Raw genomic sequence first — 24439 nt, 5'->3', positions numbered from 1 at the left:
ACCGGTTAACTAATCGATGAATTCGAACATATAAGGCGATTTTTTGCCATTTTTTCCAAATTTATTGAACGTATACTGCGAGCTACACCACATTCACGGCAAACCATGCCACTACTCGCAGGAGGTCACCATGGCCGATCACGACACCACCACCGGCACCCGGGCGCTGTTGCGCATTGTGCCGAGCCACGCCTCAGCCGACGGCGCCGGCGTCAAGATTCAGCGGGTTGCGGGTTTCCAGAGTCCGGAGTTCAGCCCGTTCCTGATGCTCGACGAAATTCGCGCGGATGACGCCGATGACTACATCGCCGGCTTTCCGCCGCACCCGCATCGGGGTATCGAGACGCTCACTTACATGCTGAATGGCGAATTCGAGCACCAGGACCACCTGGGCAACAAGGGCGCAGTGACCTCTGGTGGTGCCCAGTGGATGCGCGCCGGACGCGGCATCATTCATTCGGAAATGCCCGCCCAGGCCGAGGGCGGCATGCACGGTTTCCAGCTGTGGATCAATATGGCGGCGGCGGACAAGATGGACGCGCCGACCTGGCGAGATATCCACAGCCAGGAAATCAAGGAAGTGGAAGTAGGCGAAAACGGCTCGCAAGTGCGACTGATCGCCGGCGATTGGACCGTCGGTGCGCAAACCTATTCTGCACCGCTGACCGAGGCGGCGGCCGCAGCGGCAGTGGCTGATGCACGCCTGGTGGATAATGATTCAGCGCACCTGGCAATGCCCGCGGATCACACGGTGCTGGCGTATATCTACCGCGGTTCGGTGGAAACGGAACGGGGCGAGCTACAACGCGGCAATATGCTGTTGTTTGGGACCGGTGAGTCGCTACAATTGCGCGCCGGCGCCGAGGGTGCCGGGATCCTGTGCCTGCATGGACGACCATTGGGAGAGCCGGTGGTGCACTACGGCCCCTTCGTAATGAACAGCCGCGAACAAATCGAACAGGCGTTGCAGGACTACAATAACGGCACCCTGGTGAGCTGAGTTCGCGCTCCGCCTGTCAGGGTTTTCCACTCCCTTCAGCCGGCAGCGAGTCAGCACACCGCATGGAAGTCTATTACACCTTTTGTTTTCTGGCGGCGGCGTCGGTTTTCCTCGGGTTCCTGAACCAATACGTGCTGCGCGCGCAGAGCACCATCGCCATTACCGCCGGCGCCCTGGCGCTGTCGATGCTGGTGACGGGCCTCGGCAAACTGGGTTGGCTGGACCTGCGCACCTACGTAGACCAGCTGCTGCCGCTAATGAATCTCGAGGACCTGTTGCTGAAAGGCATGCTCGGTTTCCTTCTATTTGCCGGCAGCCTGCACATCGACCTGTTGATGTTGCGCAACCAGCGTCTGGAAATTGGCTTGCTGGCGATTGTCGGCACCCTGATTTCGACGTTTGTCGTGGCTTCGCTGTTGTACTGGTTCCTGCTGTTTGTCGGCATGCCGGTGGGGTTCATCTACTGCCTGTTATTCGGCGCCCTGATTTCCCCCACCGACCCGATCGCCGTACTGGCCATCCTGCGCAACCTGCGTGCGCCGGAGCAGGTCGCCATCCAGGTGGAAGGCGAATCCCTGTTCAATGATGGCTTTGGCATGGTGCTGTTTACCGTGTTGTTCGCGCTGGCTTTTGGCGGGAGCGAACCCACTGTGGGCTCGGTGGCACACCTGTTTGCCGTGGAGGCATTCGGCGGTATCGCCCTGGGGCTGGCCATTGGCTTCCTGTTCCACTGGCTGATCTGCGCCACCAACGAGCACAGCCTGGAGCTGTTGCTGACCCTGTGCATTCCCACGGCGGGGTTTGCGCTAGCGAATATCCTCGGCGTGTCCGGGGCCCTGGCCATGGTGGTGAGCGGCATCATCATCGGCAACCTGACCCGCGAAAAGGGCTTCTCGCGGGTCAGCCAGCACGAGCTGGATAACTTCTGGAATATCACAGAAGAATTTATGAACGGCATCCTGTTCCTGCTGGTGGGTCTGTTCCTGATCACCATCGATATGGGGCCGTTTGACTATGTCCTGATAGCCGTCGGGATTGTAATTGTGTTGCTCGGCCGCATTGCGGCGGTCAACGTGCCGTTTTCGCTGCTCAAATTGCGCCGGCACTACCACCCCTATACCGAGCGGATCCTGATCTGGGGGGGACTGCGGGGTGGACTGGCACTGGCTCTGGCGATGTCATTGCCGGCCAACACATTGCAAATCGGCGATCAGGACCTGCGCCACTTGTGGGTGGTGATGACCTACGGCGTGGTACTCTTTTCCATCGTCGTGCAGGGGTCCACCATCGGGCCATTAATTCGTCGCAGCCGCGAGAGTGAGATCAACAGCGGCGATAGCGACAATAGCGAAACCGGGGGAGGGCAGACCACTCCCCCATAACACCAACGACTGTTGTTTTTGGGGATCATGGAACACTCTTCTTTCTTGCTTGAGGCCGTTATTTACCTCGGTGCGGCAGCCATTGCCGTACCTATTGCCACCCGACTCGGACTGGGCTCCGTACTGGGCTATCTGCTCGCGGGCGTCGCGATCGGCCCGCATGCGCTGGGTCTGGTGGGCGACGCCACCGACGAAATGCATATCGCCGAGTTCGGTGTCGCGCTGATGCTGTTCCTGATCGGTCTCGAGCTGCAACCCAGAAAACTGTGGCAGATGCGCGGTTCGATTTTCGGCACCGGTAGTGCCCAGCTCGGGCTCACGGCGGTGGTAGTCGCGCTTCTGGTGATCATGATTTTTGGGATCAGTATCCGCAGTGGCGTGGCCATTGGCCTGATCCTGGCCCTGTCCTCCACCGCCATTGTGTTGCAGTCCCTCAGTGAGAAAAAGCTGCTGCGCACCGAGGGCGGGCGCAGCGCGTTTTCGGTGCTGCTGTTCCAGGATATTGCGGTCATTCCGATTCTTGCCTTGCTGCCGCTGCTCTCGGTCGCGCCACCGGAAACCGCGCACGAAGGCCTCACTGGCTGGCGTTACGCTGCCGTGGTCATCGGCACCATGGTGGCTTTCCTACTGGCCGGGCGCTATTTACTCGGCCCACTGCTGCGGCTGGTGGCCGGTAGCCAGTTGCGCGAAATGTTTACCGTGACCTCACTGCTGATCGTGATGGCTTCCGCGGCCGTGATGCAATGGCTGGAGCTGTCGCCGGCACTGGGCACGTTCCTCGCCGGGGTGATCCTCGCCGAGAGCGAATTCCGCCATGAACTGGAAGCGGATATCGAGCCGTTCAAGGGTCTGTTGCTCGGCCTGTTCTTTATTGCCGTGGGCGCCACCCTGAACTTCACGTTCATCGCCGAATACCCGCTGTTGTTGCTGGGTCTCGTCGTCGCACTGGTAGCAGTGAAGTTTACTGTGCTGTTTCTGATCGCGCGCTTCGGCAAAATGTCCAAAGGGGAGGACTGGCTGTTTGCCCTGTCCCTGGCACAGGCGGGGGAGTTCGGCTTTGTACTCACCTCGTTCGCCACCCAGAACCGGGTGATCGATTCCTCCGTGGGGAACCTGCTGGTTGCGACCATCGCCCTGTCGATGGCCATCACGCCAGTGCTGCTGTTAATTTACGAGCAGGTGATTCAACCCCGCTATATCCGTGGGTCCAATGATCGCGAGGGAGAAGAGGAAGCGCCGCAGGACGAGGGCTCGCCGGTGATTATCGTCGGCTATGGCCGCTTCGGGCAGATTGCCGGACGCCTGCTCAACGCCTGCGGATTTGATACCACACTGCTCGAACGCAGCGCCGACCAGCTGGATATGGTGCGCCGCTATGGCATCAAGGCCTATTACGGCGATGCCTCGCGCGAGGACCTGTTGCGCGCCGCCGGTGCCAAGAACGCCAAGCTGGTAATCCTGACCCTGAGCGACCAGGCCGCCTCGCTGGAAATCGTGGCGCAGCTGCGCAAGCACTTCCCGCATATCAAGATTCTCGCCCGCGCGCGCAACCGCATGCACCACTACGCACTGATGGAAGCGGGGGTGCAGTACATTTTCCGCGAGACGGTGGATAGCGCGATCGAGATCGGCCGCTGTGCACTGGAACTACTGGGGCTCACCGAAGAACAGGCGCGCGACGCCGCGGAGAAATTCAAGCTGCACGACCAGCGCATGCTCGAGGCGTTGTTCCCCTACTGGCGCGATGAGGCGCAGCATGTGGCGCAAACCAAGGTCTACCGGGAGCAGCTGCTACAGGCCCTGCGCGAGGACCGCCGCGATCCGGACCTGCACCTGGACCACCACTGGGGTGATGAAGCGGCACACAGTAAACCGGGCCTGTAGGCAAACGCCACACAGCAAGAGGATTCACGGATGAAAACCATCGGCCTGCTGGGCGGCATGAGCTGGGAATCGACGGCGGCCTACTACCGCGCCATTAACGAGGGCATTAAAGATGCCCTCGGTGGACTGCACTCCGCGAAGATTAGCCTGTACAGCGTTGACTTCGCCGCTATCGAACAGTGCCAGGCACAGGGCGACTGGCAGCATGCCGGTGAATTGCTGGCACAGGCGGCCCGCAAAGTGCAGGCGGGTGGTGCGGAGTTTCTGCTGATCTGTACCAACACCATGCACAAGGTGGCCGACCAGATCACCGCGCAGCTGGAGATCCCGTTACTGCATATCGCCGACGCCACCGCGCAGCGCTTGCGCGATCGCGGCATTCGCAAGATCGGATTGCTCGGCACCCGCTTTACCATGGAGGAAGATTTCTACCGCGGGCGTATCCAGGACAAGTTTGATATCGAGGTACTGGTACCCGAAGCCGACGAACGGCGGCTGGTCAATCGGGTCATCTACGAAGAGCTTTGCCTTGGCGAGGTATGCGACGCCTCACGCAGGCAGTATCTCGAAATCATTCAGCAACTGCAGGCGCGCGGAGCCGAGGGTGTGATCCTGGGGTGTACCGAGATCGGGCTGTTGGTAAAGCAGAGCGACACGCCGGTGCCGCTATTCGATACCACCGCTATCCACACACAGGAAGCCGTGAGCCTGGCGCTCTCTAACGGGTAGCCAAACCTTACTCTTTATTGGTCGTTTCCGGCGGCGCGCCTTTCGACTTACCCGCGTGTCCATAGCCCAGCACCACCACACCTACGGTCAGCAACACCTGAACATCGACCAGTAACTTCACCGTCCAGTGCACCGGCACCATATCCCCGTATCCCAGCGTCGTGCCCGTCACGATAGAAAAGTGCACTGCATCCACCAGTACCTGTCCCAGTTCCGGCAGGTAGGCGAAGAAATCGAATCCGTCACGGGTATCAAATAACGATCGGTCCAGCGGACCAAAACCGCGAAATGCCTCCGCACCGTGCAGCAGGTACAGCCACATGTAGATGCTGGCGAAGATGGCCAACAGCTCGAAGTAGAGGACCAGCAGGCTATTGACCGATTGGGTGTAGCGATTGAAGCCAACCAGCCGCACCATGATGATCGTGATGGAGCCCAGATACAGCACACAGAACAACAGATACGACAGGACTTCATACAACAGGTGCAATCGCCACGACCAGAATGGCGGGGCAAACACGGCGACCAGCAGGGCAAATAGTGCGACATAAAACCCGGCATAATCGAAAGTATTCTTACGCAGTCGATGCATAGTGAATACGCATAGTGAATGTATTGCCAAAGGATAGCCGCTGCCGACATTGTGGCGCCCACTATGTCTCCTGTGTCGTCCGCGCGCGATTCACTCCTGTAGCGCGGTCAGTTGTACATTGCGCCGCCGCTGCAATAACATCGTGTGACTGCGGTGGTTAAACATGGATGTAACCTGAGCCATTTCTGCCGGTGGGCAATGGCCATTGACCCAGAGGATCTTCAGTGCCACGTTCTCCCCGACTACTCGCCCTGCTACTCGCGTTTTCCTCTCTCTGCCTGGCTGCACCGCCGCCGTCAGATGAACTCCCCAGTATTTCTGTACAGATCGACGAGAAAACATCGCTGCGACTCGAAGATGACGGCACGGAAACCGGGCAGCGCCTGTACTCGCTTGGCAATGCACTGGACGCGCTTGACCAGGACATCCGCCAGTGGCAGGCGCTGGCCGATCAGGCCCGCTCGGCGGAAAACGGCCAAACCTCGAGCGGGCTGAAGTCGCATACCCCGCACGCCGGCAAGCAAGAAGCGGAGATTCTGCACAGTGTCTTGGCCGTCATGCAGGAGAACCGTGCTGATGCCGCGACCGAGTTACAGGAGGCCTGGAAACTCGCCAATGGCCGCTCATGGGGGTCGCCAACCGAGCATCTCGCCTCGGCACAGGACAATATAAATTCGGTGCGTGACGTATTGCAGAAAGCCATGCCCAACAGCCTGTACTGCAGAACACAGATCAAATCCGCCAACGAGCCAAGTACTTTGCACTATATGCCCGAGGGCACCTTCCGCAGCGGCGGTGAGGACTGGGTAAGCTACACAGCAGGCAGCAAAATTAAAATCGGCAACTATCGCTTCCGGGTCTCGGTTGAAGGCGAGGTGTTCAACCAGAAAGTGACCATTCTCCAGGATCCGTTTGTCCACGTTATCCAGCCCCTCTGACCAACACACAGGGAAACACCATGCGCCTCAACACTGTGCTGCAAAGATTCGGGGGACTGTGGGCCGCGATTGTGGCGGCGGTCGTCGCCGGCCCGCTGGGTGTGTGGATCGGTGAACTGGATCCGCCCGATCCAGCCGGACTGGCCGTAAAAATTGCCATCCCGTTCTGCTGCATCTGCGTCGCCCTGGTATGGCTCTGGGGGCGCAATATCAACCAGCGCACGCGGGGGATATTTGCGAGCATTACGCTACTGCTCGGTATCCCGGCGCTGGCTTTCTACTTGCTGACTTATTTTTCTGTGGTGGTGTCGCAACCGATCCCCACCGCAGAAGGGGTGCGCACCGTACGCCTGACCATCGGCGACGAATATCGCTCTAGCGTCGACACGCGCGACAGTACCCCCGCCGAACTGCTGCTCGATTATGCGTTTGACCCCGGCAAGATCTGGACGCAGGAATCTATCCGCAGCAACCAGATTCAACTCAACGCGCTGTTTATTCTGAGTTTTTCATTACTCTCGGCCGGATTTGCCCTGATCTCCGGTCGTCCTGAACCCACAACCGACGAAGTGGCAGCCGCCACCTGACTCTTGCACTTGTGAATGGAGATCACGCGATGCGAACCCGCCACCAATGGATGCGTAACCTCGCATGCACTAGCCTGATGATTGGCATAGCTTCCACGCATGCGCAGGAAGGTCCGGAAGTCCATCTGTTTACAGGTGTGGAAATGGGTTATGGCACCTACTCGTTTGAACAGAAACTGGATCAGACCGTGGTGTTTCCTGTCACCAACCTGACTGCCGGCCTTGCCTATCAGCGGTTCAATGCCGCACTCAACCTGTCCGGCTCAATGCAGGATGCCGAGGTTTCGGAAGAAGAGTTTGTTGGCAATGCGGCACGGCGCGACTTCGACCTGACCGCCGGCTATCAGGTCAATGATTACCTGAGCGTGTTTGCCGGATACAAGGCCGGCAAGACGAGTTTGGATCGTCTGAGCCGCGAAGAGCCGCCAGCGGCAAGCAAGGAGTACTTCCGCCAGACGGGCCCATTTGCCGGTTTCAATGTGGGCCGCAGTTTCGAGAACGCTGGCAAGCTCGACCTGTCCATCGCCTACGCAGCACTCGACGGCGACAACCGGTTTGTCAGTGATGGCGACGGGGTAGAAGCCGGCGAGACTTTCGAGGTGGACGATATCGACGATAAAAACAGCGGCCGTAGCAGCGGTTTTTCGGTCAACCTGGGCTGGACGGTACCTATGTCAGGCAACCTGCTGTTTCGCACCAAGCTGCGGCATAACAGCTACGAGCAGGAAATCCGCTTTAATGACCAGCGCTTTAGCGGCATTCGGGAAAACTCCACCATGTTGCTGGTCGGTATTATCGGCGTTTTCTGAATCCGGATTGCTACCGAGCAGCCAACGCTAAAACCCCACCACATTGGGGATTTTCTTGTTCTTCGGTGGGGCAAAGTAAAAGGTCTCCAGAAGAGAAGAGTGCTCCCAGGGGGTCTGCCGATTGTCAGTGGCCTTGAGCACATCCTTCCGCACTTTCTTGAATAGCGCTTCTGCGGTTTCCGAGCGGGTAAAGTGCCGCAGTAACGCGCGGGTATAGGTACCGTTGCGACCGCGCCCGTCCTCTGCCACATTGCCGGGCTCGGTGGCATAGGCAATCAATGTACTCGGTGGAGCCTCTACCATTGCCAGCCCCGCCTGGATTTCCTTGAGCTGCGCAGTGACGGATCGCGTTTTGCTAAACGGATTGTTTCGGCAGGCATCCAGGATAATCACATTTTGCGCACTGAGCGATTGCTCCATCTCACTGAGCAGATCATTAATGGAGTAGGCACTGGCGACCAGCTCTTTAGGATCGCGGATCGGCACATCCACGGGTATCAGGTAGTTGGTGTTCTGTAACTGAATGCCATGGCCCGCGTAATAAAACACACTCACCGCATTCTCTTCTTCAATCGAACGATAAAATTCGGCCACGGTGTCGCGGAAGGTTTGCGGATTCAGGTCCGTCGCCAAGGTAGTGCGGTAGCGCAGTTTACGCAGGGCGCGCGCGACATCCTTTGCATCATTGGCGGGATTTTTCAGTGGGGCAAAGTCATACTCGCTGTTGCCGATCACGAGTGCATAGCGCGGCACAGATTCATCGTATGCCTGAACAGCTAAGGGCGACATCAGAGCCAAAACCGTAAACAAAACAGCACGATACGCGGAGCGCCACGGTTTCCGCTCCCTGCGTACCGTAATTGAGATCCATTGATGATGCACTGGGTGAAACCCCGTGTGTGTGGACATTCCTAAGCCCCTTGCCAATATCCTGTTGGCTGCTTCGATGAATTTTCTTCGCTGCGTATGCTGACATCAAGGTTGGCAAGTCGCCCCACAACGAATCGCCGTCAAGCATTCTCCGTGGTCGGTAAGAACTATCCAGGGTGGTGAGTGCTAAGCCCCAACGTTACCGATTATCGACGAGATCTTTTTCTACTTTCTGCAATTCAGTCGGTAAATTGCCATACATCTTGGCTCTCCTCAGGGACTCGCCGGCTTTCGGCAAATCATTAGCGGCCAGATATTTTTTCGCTTTTCTCAAATGATACTGGAATCGACGTTCCCTGATCAGGCCCGGCTCCTTGCTGAATTTTTTCTCGGCGATCCAGAAACCGAAAAAGGTTATAGGAATGCCCGGAAACAGTAGCCACAGATTTTGGAATTCAAACGCGATCGGGAGGGCAACAACAAAACCCGCGATGACCGAGGCGAGTGCGCCGAAACAGCCTATTCCGTCACTTCTGGCTGGATGCTTATACCCATAGCGCTTGTACCACATCAGTCCATCCACCTGCAGCGAGTCGCTCCGACAATAGCGGCAGCGCTATTTGATGACATCATTGTTCCCGACAGCCTTCAGCTGCTTGCATCCACGGCTGACCGGCAGAAGCATGTCGATACGATGCATTCCCGGTCCCCAGCCATCCGGGGTTTCCGAGATCTGGCGCGCGCCATGCTTTGCAAAGAAAATACTCGCCTTGTGGCTGGTGGCAATCTTGATATGAACCGCGCCAAGACTGCGGGCATCGGTAATGACCCGTTGCAGAATGATGGAACCCAGCCCGTGGCCCTGCACATCGGGCCGCAGCAGTATCCAGTTAAGTTCTGCCGTATTTGGTGCTTGCGGAAATAGCCCATAGGCACCGACGACCTGGCCACCAAAGACACAAACCGTGTAGCCAGGCAAATCCGCGTCGAGAAAAGCCAGGTAATCCACCCGCTCATTAGGGGCAAAGTAGTCCGGGCAATTCGCATCAAACAGTGCGAGGCATGCGTCGCGGTTTTGGGGCTGATAGTTGTGAAAAGTCGTCTTCATCGCCTGTTGTACGTTCGTAATTCTGGTTTGCGCTCGCATCCCGATTATCCGGCGGTGTTATGGTCTATCGGAACACTGCCATATACGTCCAGTTATCCACAGCACTAGGATTCTCGGAAGATTCTCAGGTTCAGCGGCTTGGGCTGCCCTAACCAATACGCAAACTCTGTGTGGTCTTGCCAATCATTGCCGGTGACGGCGTGGACCAATACGGTTAGGTCATGCCTGTTTGCTTCCAACCAGGGAATAAAGCCGTCAAAGTCTTTAGCACCAAATGTGATTTGGCAGCTCCAGCAAGGATGAGGACCAACCAGCTTCTCGTGAAAGCGACCTACTGCCAGGCCAAACGTATCCGCAACATCCTCACATAATTTCTTCGCCACCATCTTCGATGCTTCATCGAAGTAAATATGGGCATGATAGGCCTTATGTAAGTTCACGGGCCTTTTGATTGCGGCCATTGCAAAACGCCTCTTTATCAACGAGATCAGTTAAGGATCAGCGAATCTGCTAGCGTTTTTGTCACGTAAATTGAGCACTTTCTTGTCGCTATGCCCGAGATCATAACTCACAGCTCGATCGACAAACTGGTTAGGCGTTCAACACATGCTACACATTATCGATACGCTGGTTATGGCGAGATAATGGACTACCACCCATATTCGTCATCAATCCATTGCCTGGCTTCTGCCAAAGTTCCGAACCAGATCGTTTTCCATGGTAAATGCTCGGTTGCTTTCACGTAGATATCGACCAGTGCTTTCCTCCCCTCATCTTCTGCTGGAAGCACAGATGGATTCAGAATATAAGGGTTCGTCAGGCTGAGGGCGTAAATAAAGTGGGATAGGTCTTCAATCTCCTTCGGGGTAATGCCGCTTTTCTCGGATTCGGACCAGTCACCGATGATATACCGCAGATTATCGAACCTCGGATCAGAACTGAGCCTCATGACAGAGGAAACAAGCTCTTGCCCAGAGGTCTTGCCAACGTAGCGGGTATACAGCCCTCTTTCTTCCCATTGATGTATTACAGCCAAGCTCTCTTTTCTCCAAACCTTCTTGCAAACGCCGTCATAATGTGGATGCGCGATGTGCTGATTTTTTGCCAATTTGTGAACAATGCCGGCAAGGGCAACCAACACCAATCTTGGGGTTGCGACCCTCGCCCTCGGTATAGGCGCCTTACCACGGAGGTGTTACATTGATGCACGGCGATATTCTGTCTTATTCTGGCGTTTACTGTCACAGCTTGGCTACTTCGGGAGAATGGGAATGTTACGCAGTGGCTTCTATTTCTCCGGCAGCTTGAAGTGCACAAAAATATTACAGAACTGCTCACCATCTAAGGGCTCTTCACGCCCATGGGTTAGGCGCGCTCCTTCGTAGAAAATCATCTCACCGGGTTGTAACAATACTTTGTGGCGGCGGTAGTCGTGGTCTTCAATGGTGAGTGGCCAGGGCTGGTCGACCTGTTGATCCACATTGATGATGACACTGGCCACATGGGTCTTGCCGCGATCGCGGTGATTTTTGAGGGCCGCGCCGCGGTTGTAGCGACGGATACCGAACACATGGGTAGGCTCGAGAAAGTGGCCAATCCAAGCTTCCACGAGCGGTTGCAGTGTGGAGTGAATATCGGCACGCAGGGCTTGCGGCAACTGGATCAATTCACTCGGGGCCTGATGGGTTGCGCCATTACCATCGATAAAGCCCGGCACCGCTTCGCGCTCGGCACGGTCGCGGTTGGTCAGGTAGAAATCCTGGATGCGCGCAAACAGTTCTGTGGGCAACTGGCTTTTGAGGAAACCCTCGCGGGTAAACGCCGGTAAATATTCGTTGGGCGTTTTGGTGAACTGGGGTCCCTGGCCCTTGGCGCGGAACCACTTGGTAATGATCACCTTATAGCCGTCTTGCACGGGCATGCCCCAGTGCATGCTGTCGACGTTGGGGCGCCCGTCCGGATGCAGGCTGTTCCAGATCACCGCGCGACCGCGCTTTGGGGCGAATTCGCGGCCCACATTCACAAAGCGGGTTTCGCCACCCGCACGGGTGCTGTTCAGGTAAATCATAAACGTCCAGGTGCGCTGGCCACGATCGCGGGCATGGCGTTCGAACTCTTCGGTATTGGGTTCGAAATAATCGGTATGCGCCTTGAATTGCTGCCCGACGTCATACCACTGCGCCTGAATGCTTTCCGAGTAACTGGCATCAATCCCGATGACCTCGCACAGTCGACGGTCAATATCGGCGATCAACGGATCATTGATCAGGCCAAGGTCGCACGTCTGACTGGTGCGGTAGGTATTGCTACCACTTTCATCATTGGTCAGCGTGGACTTGCGCAGGTTGCTGCGAATAATGCTGACCAGGTCGATACATTCCTGGGCGTTGAGAAAGTCATCCAGCACGATCATCTCGAGCTTGCCATCGGTATCGATGACGTCGCCATTGGGGATGCATACCCGGTCTTCCGTTTCGGTGAGTTCGGTGCTGAGACGTTCTCGTTCAGCCATGGCTTCCGGAGTCACAGCGGTGCGGCGGGCAACCGTCACCGGAGCAGCTTGCTGGCGTGGGGAAGTAAGCGGCGGAAGCTGCAGTTGGCTGGCCACCAGCTCGGGGCAAAATTCGTGTTCCAGCAAAATCTGGCGCATGCCTTCCTTGTCACAGCCACGCTGGATGTTGGTCTGGATCCACGCCATCCAGCTCTCATCAAAAGCCGTTTTCATCGCGGGAATACCTCGCAGGTTCGCCGTTATTGTTATTGGGGTCGGCACGGCAGGACAGCAGATCGCCGCTGAACAATACGCTCCCGGCCTGTCCGGGAGCGCTGCACATCATTGTAATGGGGCCGCCGGCCAAGCGATACCAAGACGGCCGACGGCTGGGGGGTAAACAGTCGGGCGCGCGACCCCCTGCGAGTCATGAAGTGGGGGCCGCCACAACCCTTTACTGGTCGAGAACGTAGCCGTTGTCCTCGGTGACCATGGACTTGAAATGCTCTTTTACCGTTGAGTCCAGCTGGACGCGGGTGTCGGAGTACTTGAAGTAGTTCTGGCCGGCCTGGTCAGCCGCATTCGCCCACTGGGGCTGCGAGCTCCAGTTGGCATTGATGTAATGCCAGGCCTTGGTGGAAGCGCGCTGGATCTCGGCATTTTTGTTGTTGAACCAGTTGAGGTCGTTATGCAGGGTGACGCTGCCATCGGGGCTGCTGCCGGTACTGTTGAACGGCAGCTTGAAGTCGTACTGATGGAACAGCGCGCCATGCGGAGTCGCCTCGGCAATAAAGTGCGGCAGGCCTTCAGATTCGGCTATTTGCGCCTCTTCGCCGACATCGGAGTCGAATTGCGACGAACCCACCCAATCCACATATTGCCTGCCGGGCCAGTAGCCCTGCTCAGTGTCACCCAGAGTGCCCGTGGTGCGTCCGGTACCGTGGTAGGAATCGGACTGCCACACGTGTGCGACATTGGTGACGTTCTGCCCGTCGAGGAAAGTCCGCACGTATTTGAACGTTTCGCGGAAGTTCACATCTGACCAGCCACCCGCATCGCCATTGAACTCATAACAGGTACGTAGGAAGAAGCTAGTCGCATCGTTAGCCTTGAAGAAGTCCGCCAGTTCCGTGAGCAGATCATCGTAGGCGCCGCTGTTGTATAGCGATGGCATACGGTCGTTGCTCGGGCACCACAAACCAATCGCCACCACTGCTGGGCTGTAGGTATCGATCAACCACTGGATGTTCATTTCACCGGAACCCCAGTGGTTCTGGCGATAGCCATTGTCAAAACATCCGTTGGCACTGCTGGAATTGAAATTACCCACATCCTTGAGGCCGTCCAGCCCTTTGAAGCAGTAGCTGCCGTCATAATTCACCTCACCGCGGGACAGAGTGGTGTACATGGTGAAGCCACTGGGGCGCGGCAGGTCCGACTGGGCCATATATCCCTCGATCGATGCCTTGTCCTGCCCGACGATAAAGTACCGCTGGCCATCGGCGGGAATCGCCGGCTTGCCGGCACTCGGGGTGGGCGTCGGAGTCGGAGTCACGCTACCGCTGAACTCGACAAAGTCGACATTCATCGCGCTGTCGCCGGTTTCCCAGAGCAGGTCCACGGTGGCACCTGCGGGAATCGTCGCGGACAGACTGGCGGTGCGGTAACTTCCAGTCCAGCCACCGGTGGCAGTAAAGTTGATATCACCCGCATCGTTACCATTCACTTTTACCGACAGGGAGCCGGACTGCTCCGAGGCATAAGTGACCGTCAGGCTATCGGACGCCGGCACATTGCTCAGGGCAAAACCGGCACCGTCCGTGTAGATCCAGGCCACGCCGGCACCGCCGGACGCGGCCCCGTCGTTATAAGTCCGCGCTTCGCCATAGGGACTGCCGGATTCCGCCTCGACCTTGGTGACGGTTGGCGTCGGAGTCGGAGTCGGAGTCGGCGTTGGAGTCGGCGTTGGAGTCGGCGTTGGAGTCGGCGTTGGAGTCGGCGTTGGAGTCGGCGTTGGAGTCGGGGTCGGGGTCGGAGTCGGGGTCGGGGTCGGGGTCGGAGTCGGGGTCGGGGTCGGGGTCGGGGTCGGGGTCGGGGTCGGCGTTACCGTACAGTCGATCGGGGTGCTCGCAGGATGCATATTGCCGTAGCCCGCCGGCGAGTAATAGCCGTCCACACCCGGCCCTTCAAGGCGCCATTCCACCTGGCCACCGCTATACGCCATATTGCTGACGCATTGACCCGCACTGCAGCTACTGTCGGCGTTCCACATCCACTGGCCATCGTTGTAACCGGCAACCCAGATGGTGCCGTTGCCGGTGATATTGGGGTCATTAAATACCAGGTTGCCGCTGTCGGTGCAGACCGAAGTACCAAAAGCAGGGCCGGCCATGACTGAGGTGATACCCGCGGCGAGCAAGCGGCGCCGATAACGTCTGGCGGGGGACGACACCCGTCGGTGATTTGAGTGCATCGCTGTTGTGTCTTTATTCATTGTTATTAGTCCTTTCCAAGCGTGTTGGTTCTTCCTGAAAGTTTTTTGTGTGCAGGTCCCCGCGAAATGCCGTGAGGCATTCCGGACAGGGACAGGCTTATTGAAAATCGGGATCGGCAAAGTGCTTGTCGATCTCTCCCGGTTTGGGCTGCGGGGAGGACCCGCAGTATTCGCCCCGGAAGCCGGCATCCCGCCCAAGGCGAGACACCGGCTCCCTCTCAAGTCACCCTGTGAGAGGCGAAGGAGAGAAACCCGTACTGCATTACAGAGAGCGCAGGAACTTCACGATTAGCGCTTTGTCTTCACTGCTCAGGCTGGGCACGGAGCTATTGCCATGGGCATCTATGGCCCCCTCGAGAGAGGTAGCGCGACCGTCATGCATGAACAGGGTGGCCTTGCCGTTACGCTCCAGCAGCTCAACGTTCTGGCCAATTGCCCACAGCGCCGGGGTACGGAAATCACCACCGGTACCTACGTCCCACAGCTTCATATCGGTATAGGGGCGGATCGCGAGATCTCGGGCCCAGTCCGGCGCGTCGCTGCGGGTTTTTTGGGTCGGCTGGTGACAACCGGCACAACCTGCTTCGAAGAACGCCACTTCACCGTCGGCCACTTGCGGATCCACGTAGGTGTCGTAATCCCGCACCGGTACGTGCAGGGTCTCGGTGTAGGTCACGATCTGGTCGAACACGGTTTCACCAATGTCGACCGGGGTCAGGCCCAGGTCAGCCTGCAGGGCAGACTCTGCCTGCGCACGCACCGTATCCACAGAACCATCCCAGGTCAGTCCGGTTTCGGCACCCTCGATCCATTGCAGCAGGCCAACACCGAAGGTGGGCGGTGCCAGTAGTGGACCTTTTGCGGTATTCACCACAAAGTCCGAACGACCGTCGCGGAAGTGACAGTCTCCACAGGAGCCCTGGCCGGCATCTTTGATCACGGTGCCGTTTACATCGGTGATGGCAACCGCGCCGTCAAAGCCAGTCTGATTCGGGCGACCGCCGGAAACCTGCGGCAGACCGTGGAACGCATGGTGGCCCCAGATGAACTCGTCCACCTGCTCGGCAGTCTGCACCGTGGTCAGCTGCTGGGTGAAGCGCGCGTTGCGTTCTTCATCCTCGACCGGGTTACAGCCATTGGAGTGGACCATACGCACGCCGGCAGGTCCGGCCAGATTCAGGCGCGGGTCACCGGTGGCCGTGGTAAAGCCCTGGCCAAGTGTGGTGTTCTGCATGGTGTTATACACCTGAGAACTGATGGAGGTTCCGCCCGGGAAGTTGTTCTGGGCCGTGGGGAAGGTGGCTTCCCAACTGATGATCTGGCCGTAGTCGAACGCATTCGCCGGCAGCGGGTAGCTGTTGATAATGTACTGCGGCCCCTGACAGTTACCTGCACCCCATTCGAAGGCTTCAATCCGCAGCGGGCCAGTGCTCGCGTTGGGCTGAATGGCAAACTGGCCTTCACCGTCGATAAAGGTGGTGGTGTAACGCTCGAGACCGGAGGTCAGAGAGTTGTTGTACGGAGCCGCATCAAACGAGACGAACTCTTCCGGACGGTCACGGGAATGCGGGTGACCATGGCGCTGCCAGTTGGCGCTGGTGTAAGTCACGGTCGGGCGATCACGTGGGTCGATACGGTCATCCGGGTTGTTCTCGTCATACTCGAACAACGCGGTGTAAACCCAGTTATCTTCCGGCTCGTTATTCACCGTACCGTAGATGCGGTAACGCAGGAAGTAGTAGAAGGTGCCGTAGCAGGCGCCCGGGATTTCCGCAGAGTAAGGACCGGTTAAGGTGCCCGGCAGATCCGCCTTGTGGAACTGGATCTGGTTGTTGGAACACCACAGCTCCAGATTCGGATCCTTGGCAGAGCGCGGTGCGCCTTCACCACCATAGGGAGAGAACTGCGCGATCAGACCACCGGTCATGCTGGAATTGGAACCGGGTCGCCAGGTGAGGGTGCGGCCTTCAATGTCGATGGCCATGCCCATTTCCCGCGGCACCAGGCCGTTGATGGTGCTCTTCAGCGCAGGAGCCGGATGCTTCACCAGCGGCAACTGCGGAATCAGCGACGCTTGCGCGAGACGCCAATTGTTGAGGGCTGCACCGGCGGTGGTGTCCGCGGAAGTATCACCGGCATAGAAGTACAGCGGCTGGTCTTCATAGGTCACCTGGTAATCGGTGACTTCGACCATATCGCCGCACTCATTGGTGGTTTCATAGGTACGCGCAATCGTACCGAAGTTGCCGGTGACACCACCGGCGCCCACCACATCGGCAGGATCGTCGACGATCACTTTGGGCCAGTTGTCTTCACAACCACCGGAACAATTACTGACGTTAGCGCTGTCGAGATCGAACGTATACAGGGCATAACCCTGCTTGCCAGTAGCTTCTCCACCGACCAGGCGTGCGAGACCCGCGGCACCATCGGTCACCACCATGCCGACTGTCGGCTTGGGTGCGGCTGGCGCCGGCGCTTCGCCACCACCGGTTGACGGGGTGTAACACACCGCGTCAGTCACACCTTCACCGGGCTGCACGGTGATCTGGGCAATACACTGACCGCCGGGGAACTCATTGCCCTGCAGGCGCATTTCCAGGGTGTAACTGGTGTTCACATCCACCGACCCCAGATCCGTTTCATAGCGGTAGTAGCTGTTGCCCTGAGAGTCGGTAAACAGCACTTGATTGCCGGCCTGGTTGGGCGCATCGCCCTGCAGGCCCCAGATGGCAAAGCCGCGGCTCGCGCCGGTTTGCTCCGAGTGGTAAGCAATGCCGGACGTCGTGAGACCGGCCTCATACCCTTCACCGGTTTCCGCCGCCGGATCGCCGGACGGCGCTTCACAGCTCGGCGTTGGTGTCGGCGTTGGTGTCGGCGTTGGTGTCGGCGTCGGTGTCGGTGTCGGCGTTGGCGTCGGTGTTGGCGTCGGTGTCGGTGTTGGCGTCGGTGTCGGCGTTGGTGTCGGTGTTGGCGTCGGCGTTGGCGTCGCATCGCCACTGAACACGACATAGTCGACATTCATGGCGGCATCGCCATTTTCGAACACGATCTCTACAGTCGCCCCGTCAGGAATGGCGGTATCCAGCGAAGTGCTGGCGTAGCTGCCGACCCAGGTACCGGTGGAGCTAAAGGTAAAGTCGCCGGCATCCGCGCCGTTAACCTTGAGGGACAGGACTCCGGAGTTTTCGGATGCGTAGTAAACCGTGATCGTGCCGGAAGCCGGCACATTGGCCAGGCTGAAACCAGAACCGTCGGTGTAGATGTAGGCGACACCCTGACCACCGGATGCCGCTCCATCGTCGTAAATGGCCGCATCACCAGACAGTACCGCAGCTTCCGCTTCTCGCAGCGTGGTACTGGGTGTTGGAGTTGGCGTCGGAGTTGGCGTTGGTGTTGGCGTTGGCGTTGGCGTTGGCGTTGGCGTTGGCGTTGGCGTTGGCGTTGGCGTTGGCGTTGGCGTTGGCGTTGGCGTGCCAGCACAGCCTGCCGGTACCACGGCCGGATTCATATCGCCGTATTGAGGTGGTGAGTAATAGCCTTCCACTCCCGGACCTTCCAGGCGAAACTCAACTTCGCCGCCAGTGTAGGCAATAGTGCTTGCACATTGCCCGACAGAACAGCTCAGCTCGGAGGTCCACATCCAGCTGCCATTGTTAAACCCACCAACCCAGACGCCACCGTTTCCGGTGATCGCTTCATCGGTGAATACCAGGTTGCCATCTTCGGTACACACCGACGCGGCAAATGCCGGGGCTGAGACGAAAGAGGCAAAACCCGCTGCCATCACTGCTTTTCTCAGTCTCCAGGACTTATTTTTGGGCATCGCATCGACAGTGGACCACTGTTGATGCCTTGCCTTGTGAAAGTGTTTCATCGCACACCTTTTTATTGAGTTGTTGATCTCGCGCTCGCACGCTTCTCTCTTTAGACACTTTGCAGAATGTCGCCTGTTATCCGGACGTTGTGCGCTACCAATTGCCGTAATAAAAAAGCGCAACTTTTTCATATTTTCGGCTGCTACTACTTTTTTGTGTCGGTATTGCTGGCAAACGCAAGCGCAAATTTTTTGCTGTTGACAGCCACAAACGCACAGCAAAAAATCCGGATTCAGGCCCTTCCCATTTCTCATCCAATCAGTTTTTTTTGGCCGTGCAAGCATCGAAAAGGTACTTTTTAGGCGGGTTCGAGAAAGCGTGCACCAGAAATGATCCATGGCACTGAGACGGCACCGTTCGAGTAAGATTCGAACCTGTCGTTCTGCCAGACAACAATCAACACGCTGTTACCCGGGGTGACTCATTCCGCTGCAAAACACCCGAAAACTATTTAATTTCAGAAAGATAGGGCGGTTACCGAAGGTGACAATTACGCGCAGTCGTTGAGCAGGTATGCGCCGTGGCTGTTCTGCCACTGGTGGATAATGTCTGGTTCAGATAGCGGTCCGGGCCAGGTTCGATTAATTTCATGCGCGAAAAAACCATTATTCGTACCTGACCGGTGCCTTATTGACATGCGATACCGACTTTATTCACAAGGCGGCATTCGTCAATCAGTCCGGGAGCGTAAAGTGCTCTGGCTAATGAATTGATACATCAGAACAAATTGCAATTGGTGGCAATTGGCTGTTTGCTCTTGGCGCTCGTTATTTGGTCGCTGAAGCAATCAATAGAACATGATGTGCGTCGGAAGATAGAGGACTTGGTCCAGACCGAAAAAGCAGGCTCGAATTGAAAAAATATGCGGCGCCACGTTAGGACAGCGCCCCGTAGGTCACACCGCCACCGCGACGTCCCCATATTTTTCGCGGTACTGGGAAGGGGTCATTCCTACCCAGCGCTTGAACAGGGTATTGAAGGAAGATTTACTGCGGAAACCCACCGCTTCATAAATATCCTGAATCGATTTGCGATTCTCACGGTTGTAGCGCAACAGATGTTTGGCTTCCTGAATGCGATAATGATTGACGAATTCGTAGAAGTTTTTTTCAAAATGGCGATTAATCGCGAATGAAACCTGTTTGACTGGCATGGCCAGCCCCTCAGCAAATTGTTCTACCGTGAGGTTGGAGTTGCGGTAGAGCTTTTCGTTTTCCATCAGGTTTTCAATAGCTGCCAGATCTTCCCGGGTAATCCGAGTTTCTTTCCTATTATCTCCCTCGCCTGTCTCCGGCACCTCGTCCAGTTCCTCGAGGGCTGGTAACACGTTGACGATACGTACACTCTGGGAGAGGCCAAACAGTACTGCAAAGGTCAGGAGGACAATCTCGATCACGCTGGGCACGTGAATGATGATCTGCCGCACAATATCGGACATATCGATCGGCAGGAATGGCGGCACCAGTGCCATAAACCAGATCATGCCGAAACCACCAGTGACCATTCTCAGCCAAAAGATATCTACCGGATCGATATTGCCAAAGTAATGCAGCAGCTGCTGTTGGTAGCGATGAATTTGCACCATTGCCAGAGCCGCAAATACCGTATTCAGCGTGAATCCCACGGTCGCAACAAAGATATGCGGGCGCCAGAATAACTTGGCCAGTCCTGGCCCGAAGCCGCCCAGCTGCACAAACAAAATCGCCCCGGCAAACACCACCAGTGGCAACAGAAACAGGCGGTTGTCACGCCTGCCCGGATAGACCAGTGAGGTCACATAGCGATAAAGAAACACACCGGGGTAATAGAACAGCAGTGCCAGTACCGAGAAAGTGAACGCACCCAAATTCTCGAAAATAACGCGGTAGACAATCGGATTGTAGGTGAGCAGGAAGACCAGCTCGGTGCAGCCGACCAGCAGCATAAACAGCGACAGCAGTTTTGCGTTATACGCCCGGTTTTCCTTTTGTTCGTTGTGATCCGCACGAGTCTCCGTGAGTACATGGGTGATCACTCGACTCTGGTAATAGTAAAAAATGGAAAACAGCAGCGATTCGACAAAAATGACGGTGATCAGAATGTCGTAGCTATTGAAAATCTGCGCGCCCAACGCAACCAGGATTTCACTCATCAACGACCGCTCCAGAAACTATCGTCCGTCACCAGACAATATTTCCAGCAACATATTGCGATATTTTTGTAATTTATTGCGATGCTTTTCTTATCGTTATTGCAACTTGATGGTAACGCACTCGCCGGGGATTTGTACCCTAATTCGGTTAGCACCGACCGCATGCCGGCACAGGCAACGTGACCTCTGTTGATGAGATCGTCATGTAGAAAGAGTGTCTTGCGGGAACCCGCGTAGTCGGAGCGAGCAGGGTAACGGAACAGCACTCGCCATTACGTTACCCCCGGGAGGAAATGCAGTGAAAGGTAGCGCTAGGCTCTAGAAGTTCACATACAGGCCGCGCTCATAGATGGCGACAGTGAGGTCTCCAGCTTGCTCGCGGACCTCTGCCAGTCCGGAGTTTTGGCTGCTTGCCCAGAATTCACGCGCCTTGCGCAAACAGGGGAACTTGGTCAGCATCATCACTTCGCTGCCAGACATCGCGCCATCTAATACTTCTGTGGGACGTTGCTGCGTGAGCACGCGGCCATCAAAGTGGTCGGCCTGATAGGCATGCGCCTCCCGATAATCCACCAGCGCATCGGCATTGCGCAGGGAGCCGGTTTGGACCAGGTAGGCGGTGCGATTGCAGTCGCTGGAATACCCATCCTCGCCGGTTTCGGTCACGTTGATGGAAACACAGCCACCGAGGCTGGTGAGTGCGGCGGCCACAATTACGGCTTTGAATTTCATCGATTGTTCTTCTCTTAACGCGTCTTTGGGTGAAAAGTGCCAATTAGACGCGAGTGCGGTCAATATAGATGCGATCAACCGCGAAAATATACGCCCGGGAGATCCGTCCTCGCGAATCTCCGGGCGGGTGTACCGTTACTCCACGGTGACCGACTTGGCCAGGTTACGCGGCTGATCCACATCGGTGCCTTTCAACAGGGCGACGTGGTAAGAGAGCAGTTGCAACGGCACCGTGTAGAGAATCGGGGACAAGCTCTTTGGCGCATCCGGGACTTCGACGACCGTGACACCCGGCTCACTGGTGAAGCCCGCACTGGGGCTGGCGAACACAAACAGTTCACCACCGCGGGCGCGCACCTCCTGCAAATTGGATTTCAGCTTTTCCAGTAACTCGTCATTCGGGGCGACCACAACCACCGGCATGTCAGAGTCCACCAGCGCGAGAGGGCCATGCTTCAATTCGCCCGCCGGATAGGCTTCGGCATGGATATAGGAGATTTCCTTCAGCTTGAGCGCACCCTCGAGGGCAATCGGGTACTCCACACCGCGACCGAGAAACAGTGCGTGGTGTTTTTCCGCAAACGCCTCGCTGGTGCGCTGCACCAGACGATCCAGTGCCGTGAACTCCTCCATCAGCGCCGGCAACTGGTGCAGCGCGCGTACCAGCTCCGCCTCCCGTTCGGCGCTCATACCGTTGGCCTTGGCGAGGGCCATACAGAATAGCTGCAGTGCTACCAGCTGAGTGGTAAAGGCCTTGGTGGAGGCCACGCCAATTTCCGGACCCGCCTCGGTCATCAGGGACAGTTCCGATTCCCGTACCAGTGAGCTGTTGGGGACGTTGCAGATGGTCATGGAGGCTAGGTAGCCGAGCTCCTTGGCCTGACGCAGGGCGGCAAGCGTGTCGGCAGTCTCGCCGGACTGGGAAATGGTGACAAACAGGGTACCGGGGCGGACCGCGGTTTTGCGATAGCGAATTTCGCTGGCGACTTCGACAGCGCAGGGGACTCCCGCCCAATCTTCCAGCCAGTAACGGGCGACCAGGCCGGCATGGTAACTGGTGCCACAGGCGACAATCTGTACCTGCTGTACCTGCGGCAGAATCTGATGCGCGCGCGTACCCAGGGCTTCCGCCAACACCGACTCCGTGCCAATTCGACCGGCTAGGGTCGCCTGCACCACTTCCGGCTGCTCGAAAATCTCTTTCTGCATATAGTGGCGGTAACGCCCCTTGTCCGCCGCGTCGTGGCCGCCTTCGAGTTTGTGCACCGGCCGGCTGACTTCGTCACCCTGGCGATCAAACACCGCAATACCGCCGGCGGTAATCTCGGCAACATCACCTTCCTCGAGGAAAATAAAGCGATCCGTTACCTGACGCAGCGCCATCGGGTCAGAGGCAATAAAGTTTTCCTCGATACCGACCCCAACTACCAGCGGACTGCCGGATCGCGCGCACACCAGCACTTCTGGCTCCGCCGCACTAATGACACCGAGGGCATAGGCCCCCTCCAGCTGGTGGGTGGCCTCGGTGACGGCATCCAGCAGGGTGCGGCCGGCATTGGCCAGATCGTGAATCAGATGGACCACAACTTCTGTGTCGGTGTCGGACTGGAATTCATAACCTTTTGCGCGCAGCTGTTCGCGCAGGCTCTGGTAGTTTTCAATGATGCCGTTGTGCACCAGGGCAAAGTTGCCGGACACATGCGGATGGGAATTGGTATCGGACGGCTCGCCGTGGGTGGCCCAACGGGTGTGGGCAATCCCGAGCCGACCCGCAGCACGATTGGCCGCGAGCAATTGCTCCAGATCAGCGACCTTACCCTGGGTTTTGCGCAACTGCAGGTGACCGGCGTCGTCCAGCAGGCACACACCGGCGGAATCGTAACCGCGATATTCCAGACGCCGCAGGCCTTCCAGCAATATTTCCGTCACGTTGCGTTGGGCCAGCGCCCCGACAATGCCACACATCTTGTGTTTCTCCTTGCAAACTCTTATTCAGCCAGTGCGTGAGCACTAACTTCGGCGCAGACGACGCGTACGCCTTTCTGCTCGATCTGTTGACAAATATGAGGATCCAGACCGCTGTCGGTAACCAGCGTATTGATCTGCTCCCACGGTAATTCCTGGTTGGGGATCCGACGGCCCACCTTGCTCGATTCCGCCAGCACAATGACTTCACGGGCGACCTCTGCCATGACCCGGGAAAGCCCGATCTGTTCGTTGAAGGTGCAAGTGCCACGATCCAGATCGATGCCATCGGCGCCAATAAACGCCTGGTCAAAGTCATAGCCGCGCAGTGCCTGCTCGGCGACCTGCCCCTGAAACGCCTCGAAGTGCGGATCCCAGGTACCACCGCTCATCAGTAAGGTGGGCTCGTTTTCCAGCTCGCGCAGTGCATTGGCCACATGCAGGGAATTGGTCATCACCACTAAACCGCGTTTTTGGTTCAGTTCGGGGATGATCGCCGCCGTTGTCCGCCCATAATCGATCACTATACGATGGTGGTCGGGGATCAACCGCGCGGCGGCAACGCCGATCGCGCGCTTTACTTCGTCGGGCACTGCTTCGTGCACCAACTCGCGGGGCAGGGGAATGGCGCCGCCGCGGCGACGCAGCAACAGTCCATGCGCCTCCATCGCCGACAGATCCTTGCGAATGGTGACTTCGGAGGTATCAAACTCCCGCGCCATCTGCTCGACGCTGACTTCACCGCGAGTGTTCAGCAGGGACAGGATCTGGTGACGGCGCTGCTGCGTGTTGCGCTTGGACATAACTTTAATTTCGATTCGATCGATATAAGTTTCGTTTCGAAAGTTA

General features: G+C 57.3%; 21 protein-coding genes. 7 read left to right on the top strand and 14 right to left on the bottom strand.

Going from position 1 to position 24439, the window contains the following annotated elements; all coding sequences use genetic code 11:
- The first annotated feature begins 130 nt into the window (after positions 1-130).
- From ACXAD0_RS02800 to ACXAD0_RS02785, 4 genes are all read left to right on the top strand, one after another.
- Entirely contained in the window at positions 131-1000 is an 870-nt protein-coding gene (locus ACXAD0_RS02800; protein WP_475086822.1) for a pirin family protein, read from the top strand.
- Positions 1001-1062: 62 nt separating this feature from the next.
- Positions 1063-2382, top strand: coding sequence for a cation:proton antiporter (locus ACXAD0_RS02795; RefSeq protein WP_475086821.1), 1320 nt, complete (start codon positions 1063-1065; stop codon positions 2380-2382).
- A gap of 27 nt (positions 2383-2409) precedes the next feature.
- On the top strand, positions 2410-4266 hold the full coding sequence (locus ACXAD0_RS02790; RefSeq protein ID WP_475086820.1) for a monovalent cation:proton antiporter-2 (CPA2) family protein: 1857 nt from the start codon (positions 2410-2412) through the stop codon (positions 4264-4266).
- A gap of 30 nt (positions 4267-4296) precedes the next feature.
- On the top strand, positions 4297-4995 hold the full coding sequence (locus tag ACXAD0_RS02785) for an aspartate/glutamate racemase family protein (protein WP_475086819.1): 699 nt from the start codon (positions 4297-4299) through the stop codon (positions 4993-4995).
- Positions 4996-5002: 7 nt separating this feature from the next.
- Here the strand turns inward: ACXAD0_RS02785 and ACXAD0_RS02780 are convergent, their stop codons facing one another.
- Both ACXAD0_RS02780 and ACXAD0_RS02775 read right to left on the bottom strand, forming a co-directional pair.
- Positions 5003-5587 carry an ion channel gene (locus ACXAD0_RS02780; RefSeq protein WP_475086818.1) on the bottom strand — a complete coding sequence of 195 codons (585 nt, stop codon included), beginning with the start codon at positions 5585-5587 and terminating at the stop codon, positions 5003-5005.
- A 90-nt stretch (positions 5588-5677) separates the two neighbouring features.
- Positions 5678-5818, bottom strand: coding sequence for a hypothetical protein (locus ACXAD0_RS02775; RefSeq protein WP_475086817.1), 141 nt, complete (start codon positions 5816-5818; stop codon positions 5678-5680).
- Between ACXAD0_RS02775 and ACXAD0_RS02770 the strand changes: the two genes are divergently transcribed.
- Genes ACXAD0_RS02770 through ACXAD0_RS02760 form a run of 3 tightly spaced genes read left to right on the top strand, consistent with a single transcriptional unit; the run spans position 5812 to position 7921 of the window.
- Positions 5812-6525 carry a hypothetical protein gene (locus tag ACXAD0_RS02770; protein ID WP_475086816.1) on the top strand — a complete coding sequence of 238 codons (714 nt, stop codon included), beginning with the start codon at positions 5812-5814 and terminating at the stop codon, positions 6523-6525. The two genes, ACXAD0_RS02775 and ACXAD0_RS02770, sit on opposite strands and share 7 nt — an antisense overlap.
- Positions 6526-6545: 20 nt before the next feature.
- On the top strand, positions 6546-7112 hold the full coding sequence (locus ACXAD0_RS02765) for a hypothetical protein (RefSeq protein ID WP_475086815.1): 567 nt from the start codon (positions 6546-6548) through the stop codon (positions 7110-7112).
- A 29-nt stretch (positions 7113-7141) separates the two neighbouring features.
- Positions 7142-7921, top strand: a complete 780-nt coding sequence (locus ACXAD0_RS02760) for a hypothetical protein (RefSeq protein WP_475086814.1) — start codon at positions 7142-7144, stop codon at positions 7919-7921.
- Between the two features lie 27 nt (positions 7922-7948).
- Here the strand turns inward: ACXAD0_RS02760 and ACXAD0_RS02755 are convergent, their stop codons facing one another.
- The 12 genes from ACXAD0_RS02755 to ACXAD0_RS02700 all read right to left on the bottom strand — a co-directional run bounded on the left by ACXAD0_RS02755 (position 7949) and on the right by ACXAD0_RS02700 (position 24393).
- The gene (locus ACXAD0_RS02755) at positions 7949-8710 is read right to left on the bottom strand and encodes a caspase family protein (RefSeq protein WP_475086813.1); all 762 of its coding nucleotides are present in this window, start codon (positions 8708-8710) and stop codon (positions 7949-7951) included.
- Positions 8711-8990: 280 nt separating this feature from the next.
- Positions 8991-9362: a hypothetical protein gene (locus ACXAD0_RS02750; protein WP_475086812.1), complete on the bottom strand. Its 372-nt coding sequence runs from the start codon at positions 9360-9362 to the stop codon at positions 8991-8993.
- A 45-nt stretch (positions 9363-9407) separates the two neighbouring features.
- Positions 9408-9899: a GNAT family N-acetyltransferase gene (locus ACXAD0_RS02745; protein WP_475086811.1), complete on the bottom strand. Its 492-nt coding sequence runs from the start codon at positions 9897-9899 to the stop codon at positions 9408-9410.
- A gap of 104 nt (positions 9900-10003) precedes the next feature.
- Entirely contained in the window at positions 10004-10360 is a 357-nt protein-coding gene (locus ACXAD0_RS02740; protein WP_475086810.1) for a DOPA 4,5-dioxygenase family protein, read from the bottom strand.
- Positions 10361-10548: 188 nt separating this feature from the next.
- Positions 10549-11040: a hypothetical protein gene (locus ACXAD0_RS02735; protein ID WP_475086809.1), complete on the bottom strand. Its 492-nt coding sequence runs from the start codon at positions 11038-11040 to the stop codon at positions 10549-10551.
- 147 nt (positions 11041-11187) lie between these two features.
- Positions 11188-12624 carry a prolyl hydroxylase family protein gene (locus ACXAD0_RS02730; RefSeq protein WP_475086808.1) on the bottom strand — a complete coding sequence of 479 codons (1437 nt, stop codon included), beginning with the start codon at positions 12622-12624 and terminating at the stop codon, positions 11188-11190.
- Positions 12625-12844: 220 nt separating this feature from the next.
- Complete coding sequence (locus tag ACXAD0_RS02725; protein ID WP_475086807.1) at positions 12845-14884, bottom strand: hypothetical protein; 2040 nt, start codon at positions 14882-14884, stop codon at positions 12845-12847.
- A 262-nt stretch (positions 14885-15146) separates the two neighbouring features.
- Complete coding sequence (locus ACXAD0_RS02720) at positions 15147-18761, bottom strand: di-heme oxidoredictase family protein (RefSeq protein WP_475086806.1); 3615 nt, start codon at positions 18759-18761, stop codon at positions 15147-15149.
- Positions 18762-19657: 896 nt separating this feature from the next.
- Positions 19658-20893 (bottom strand): helix-turn-helix domain-containing protein, encoded by a 1236-nt coding sequence (locus ACXAD0_RS02715; RefSeq protein WP_475086805.1) that lies wholly within the window; start codon positions 20891-20893, stop codon positions 19658-19660.
- 318 nt (positions 20894-21211) lie between these two features.
- Positions 21212-21625 (bottom strand): DUF1330 domain-containing protein, encoded by a 414-nt coding sequence (locus ACXAD0_RS02710; protein ID WP_475086804.1) that lies wholly within the window; start codon positions 21623-21625, stop codon positions 21212-21214.
- A 135-nt stretch (positions 21626-21760) separates the two neighbouring features.
- A complete protein-coding gene (gene glmS, locus ACXAD0_RS02705) occupies positions 21761-23590 on the bottom strand; it encodes a glutamine--fructose-6-phosphate transaminase (isomerizing) (protein ID WP_475086803.1) in 1830 nt (609 codons plus the stop codon).
- A gap of 23 nt (positions 23591-23613) precedes the next feature.
- Positions 23614-24393 carry a DeoR/GlpR family DNA-binding transcription regulator gene (locus tag ACXAD0_RS02700; RefSeq protein WP_475086802.1) on the bottom strand — a complete coding sequence of 260 codons (780 nt, stop codon included), beginning with the start codon at positions 24391-24393 and terminating at the stop codon, positions 23614-23616.
- Between the last annotated feature and the right edge of the window lie 46 nt (positions 24394-24439).

This window comes from Microbulbifer sp. ABF4_148, assembly GCF_056158985.1.
The sequence above is the reverse complement of the archived record's forward strand: the minus strand, read 5'-3'. Positions and strand labels throughout refer to the sequence as shown.

Bases quoted from the DNA above. Each gene is read 5' to 3' on its own strand.
- ACXAD0_RS02800 (WP_475086822.1), top strand. From the start codon at position 131: ATGGCCGATCACGACACCACCACCGGCACCCGGGCGCTGTTGCGCATT.
- ACXAD0_RS02795 (WP_475086821.1), top strand. From the start codon at position 1,063: ATGGAAGTCTATTACACCTTTTGTTTTCTGGCGGCGGCGTCGGTTTTC.
- ACXAD0_RS02790 (WP_475086820.1), top strand. From the start codon at position 2,410: ATGGAACACTCTTCTTTCTTGCTTGAGGCCGTTATTTACCTCGGTGCG.
- ACXAD0_RS02785 (WP_475086819.1), top strand. From the start codon at position 4,297: ATGAAAACCATCGGCCTGCTGGGCGGCATGAGCTGGGAATCGACGGCG.
- ACXAD0_RS02780 (WP_475086818.1), bottom strand. From the start codon at position 5,587: ATGCATCGACTGCGTAAGAATACTTTCGATTATGCCGGGTTTTATGTC.
- ACXAD0_RS02765 (WP_475086815.1), top strand. From the start codon at position 6,546: ATGCGCCTCAACACTGTGCTGCAAAGATTCGGGGGACTGTGGGCCGCG.
- ACXAD0_RS02760 (WP_475086814.1), top strand. From the start codon at position 7,142: ATGCGAACCCGCCACCAATGGATGCGTAACCTCGCATGCACTAGCCTG.
- ACXAD0_RS02755 (WP_475086813.1), bottom strand. From the start codon at position 8,710: ATGTCGCCCTTAGCTGTTCAGGCATACGATGAATCTGTGCCGCGCTAT.
- ACXAD0_RS02750 (WP_475086812.1), bottom strand. From the start codon at position 9,362: ATGTGGTACAAGCGCTATGGGTATAAGCATCCAGCCAGAAGTGACGGA.
- ACXAD0_RS02745 (WP_475086811.1), bottom strand. From the start codon at position 9,899: ATGAAGACGACTTTTCACAACTATCAGCCCCAAAACCGCGACGCATGC.
- ACXAD0_RS02740 (WP_475086810.1), bottom strand. From the start codon at position 10,360: ATGGCCGCAATCAAAAGGCCCGTGAACTTACATAAGGCCTATCATGCC.
- ACXAD0_RS02730 (WP_475086808.1), bottom strand. From the start codon at position 12,624: ATGAAAACGGCTTTTGATGAGAGCTGGATGGCGTGGATCCAGACCAAC.
- ACXAD0_RS02725 (WP_475086807.1), bottom strand. From the start codon at position 14,884: ATGAATAAAGACACAACAGCGATGCACTCAAATCACCGACGGGTGTCG.
- ACXAD0_RS02720 (WP_475086806.1), bottom strand. From the start codon at position 18,761: ATGAAACACTTTCACAAGGCAAGGCATCAACAGTGGTCCACTGTCGAT.
- ACXAD0_RS02715 (WP_475086805.1), bottom strand. From the start codon at position 20,893: ATGAGTGAAATCCTGGTTGCGTTGGGCGCGCAGATTTTCAATAGCTAC.
- ACXAD0_RS02710 (WP_475086804.1), bottom strand. From the start codon at position 21,625: ATGAAATTCAAAGCCGTAATTGTGGCCGCCGCACTCACCAGCCTCGGT.
- glmS (WP_475086803.1), bottom strand. From the start codon at position 23,590: ATGTGTGGCATTGTCGGGGCGCTGGCCCAACGCAACGTGACGGAAATA.
- ACXAD0_RS02700 (WP_475086802.1), bottom strand. From the start codon at position 24,393: ATGTCCAAGCGCAACACGCAGCAGCGCCGTCACCAGATCCTGTCCCTG.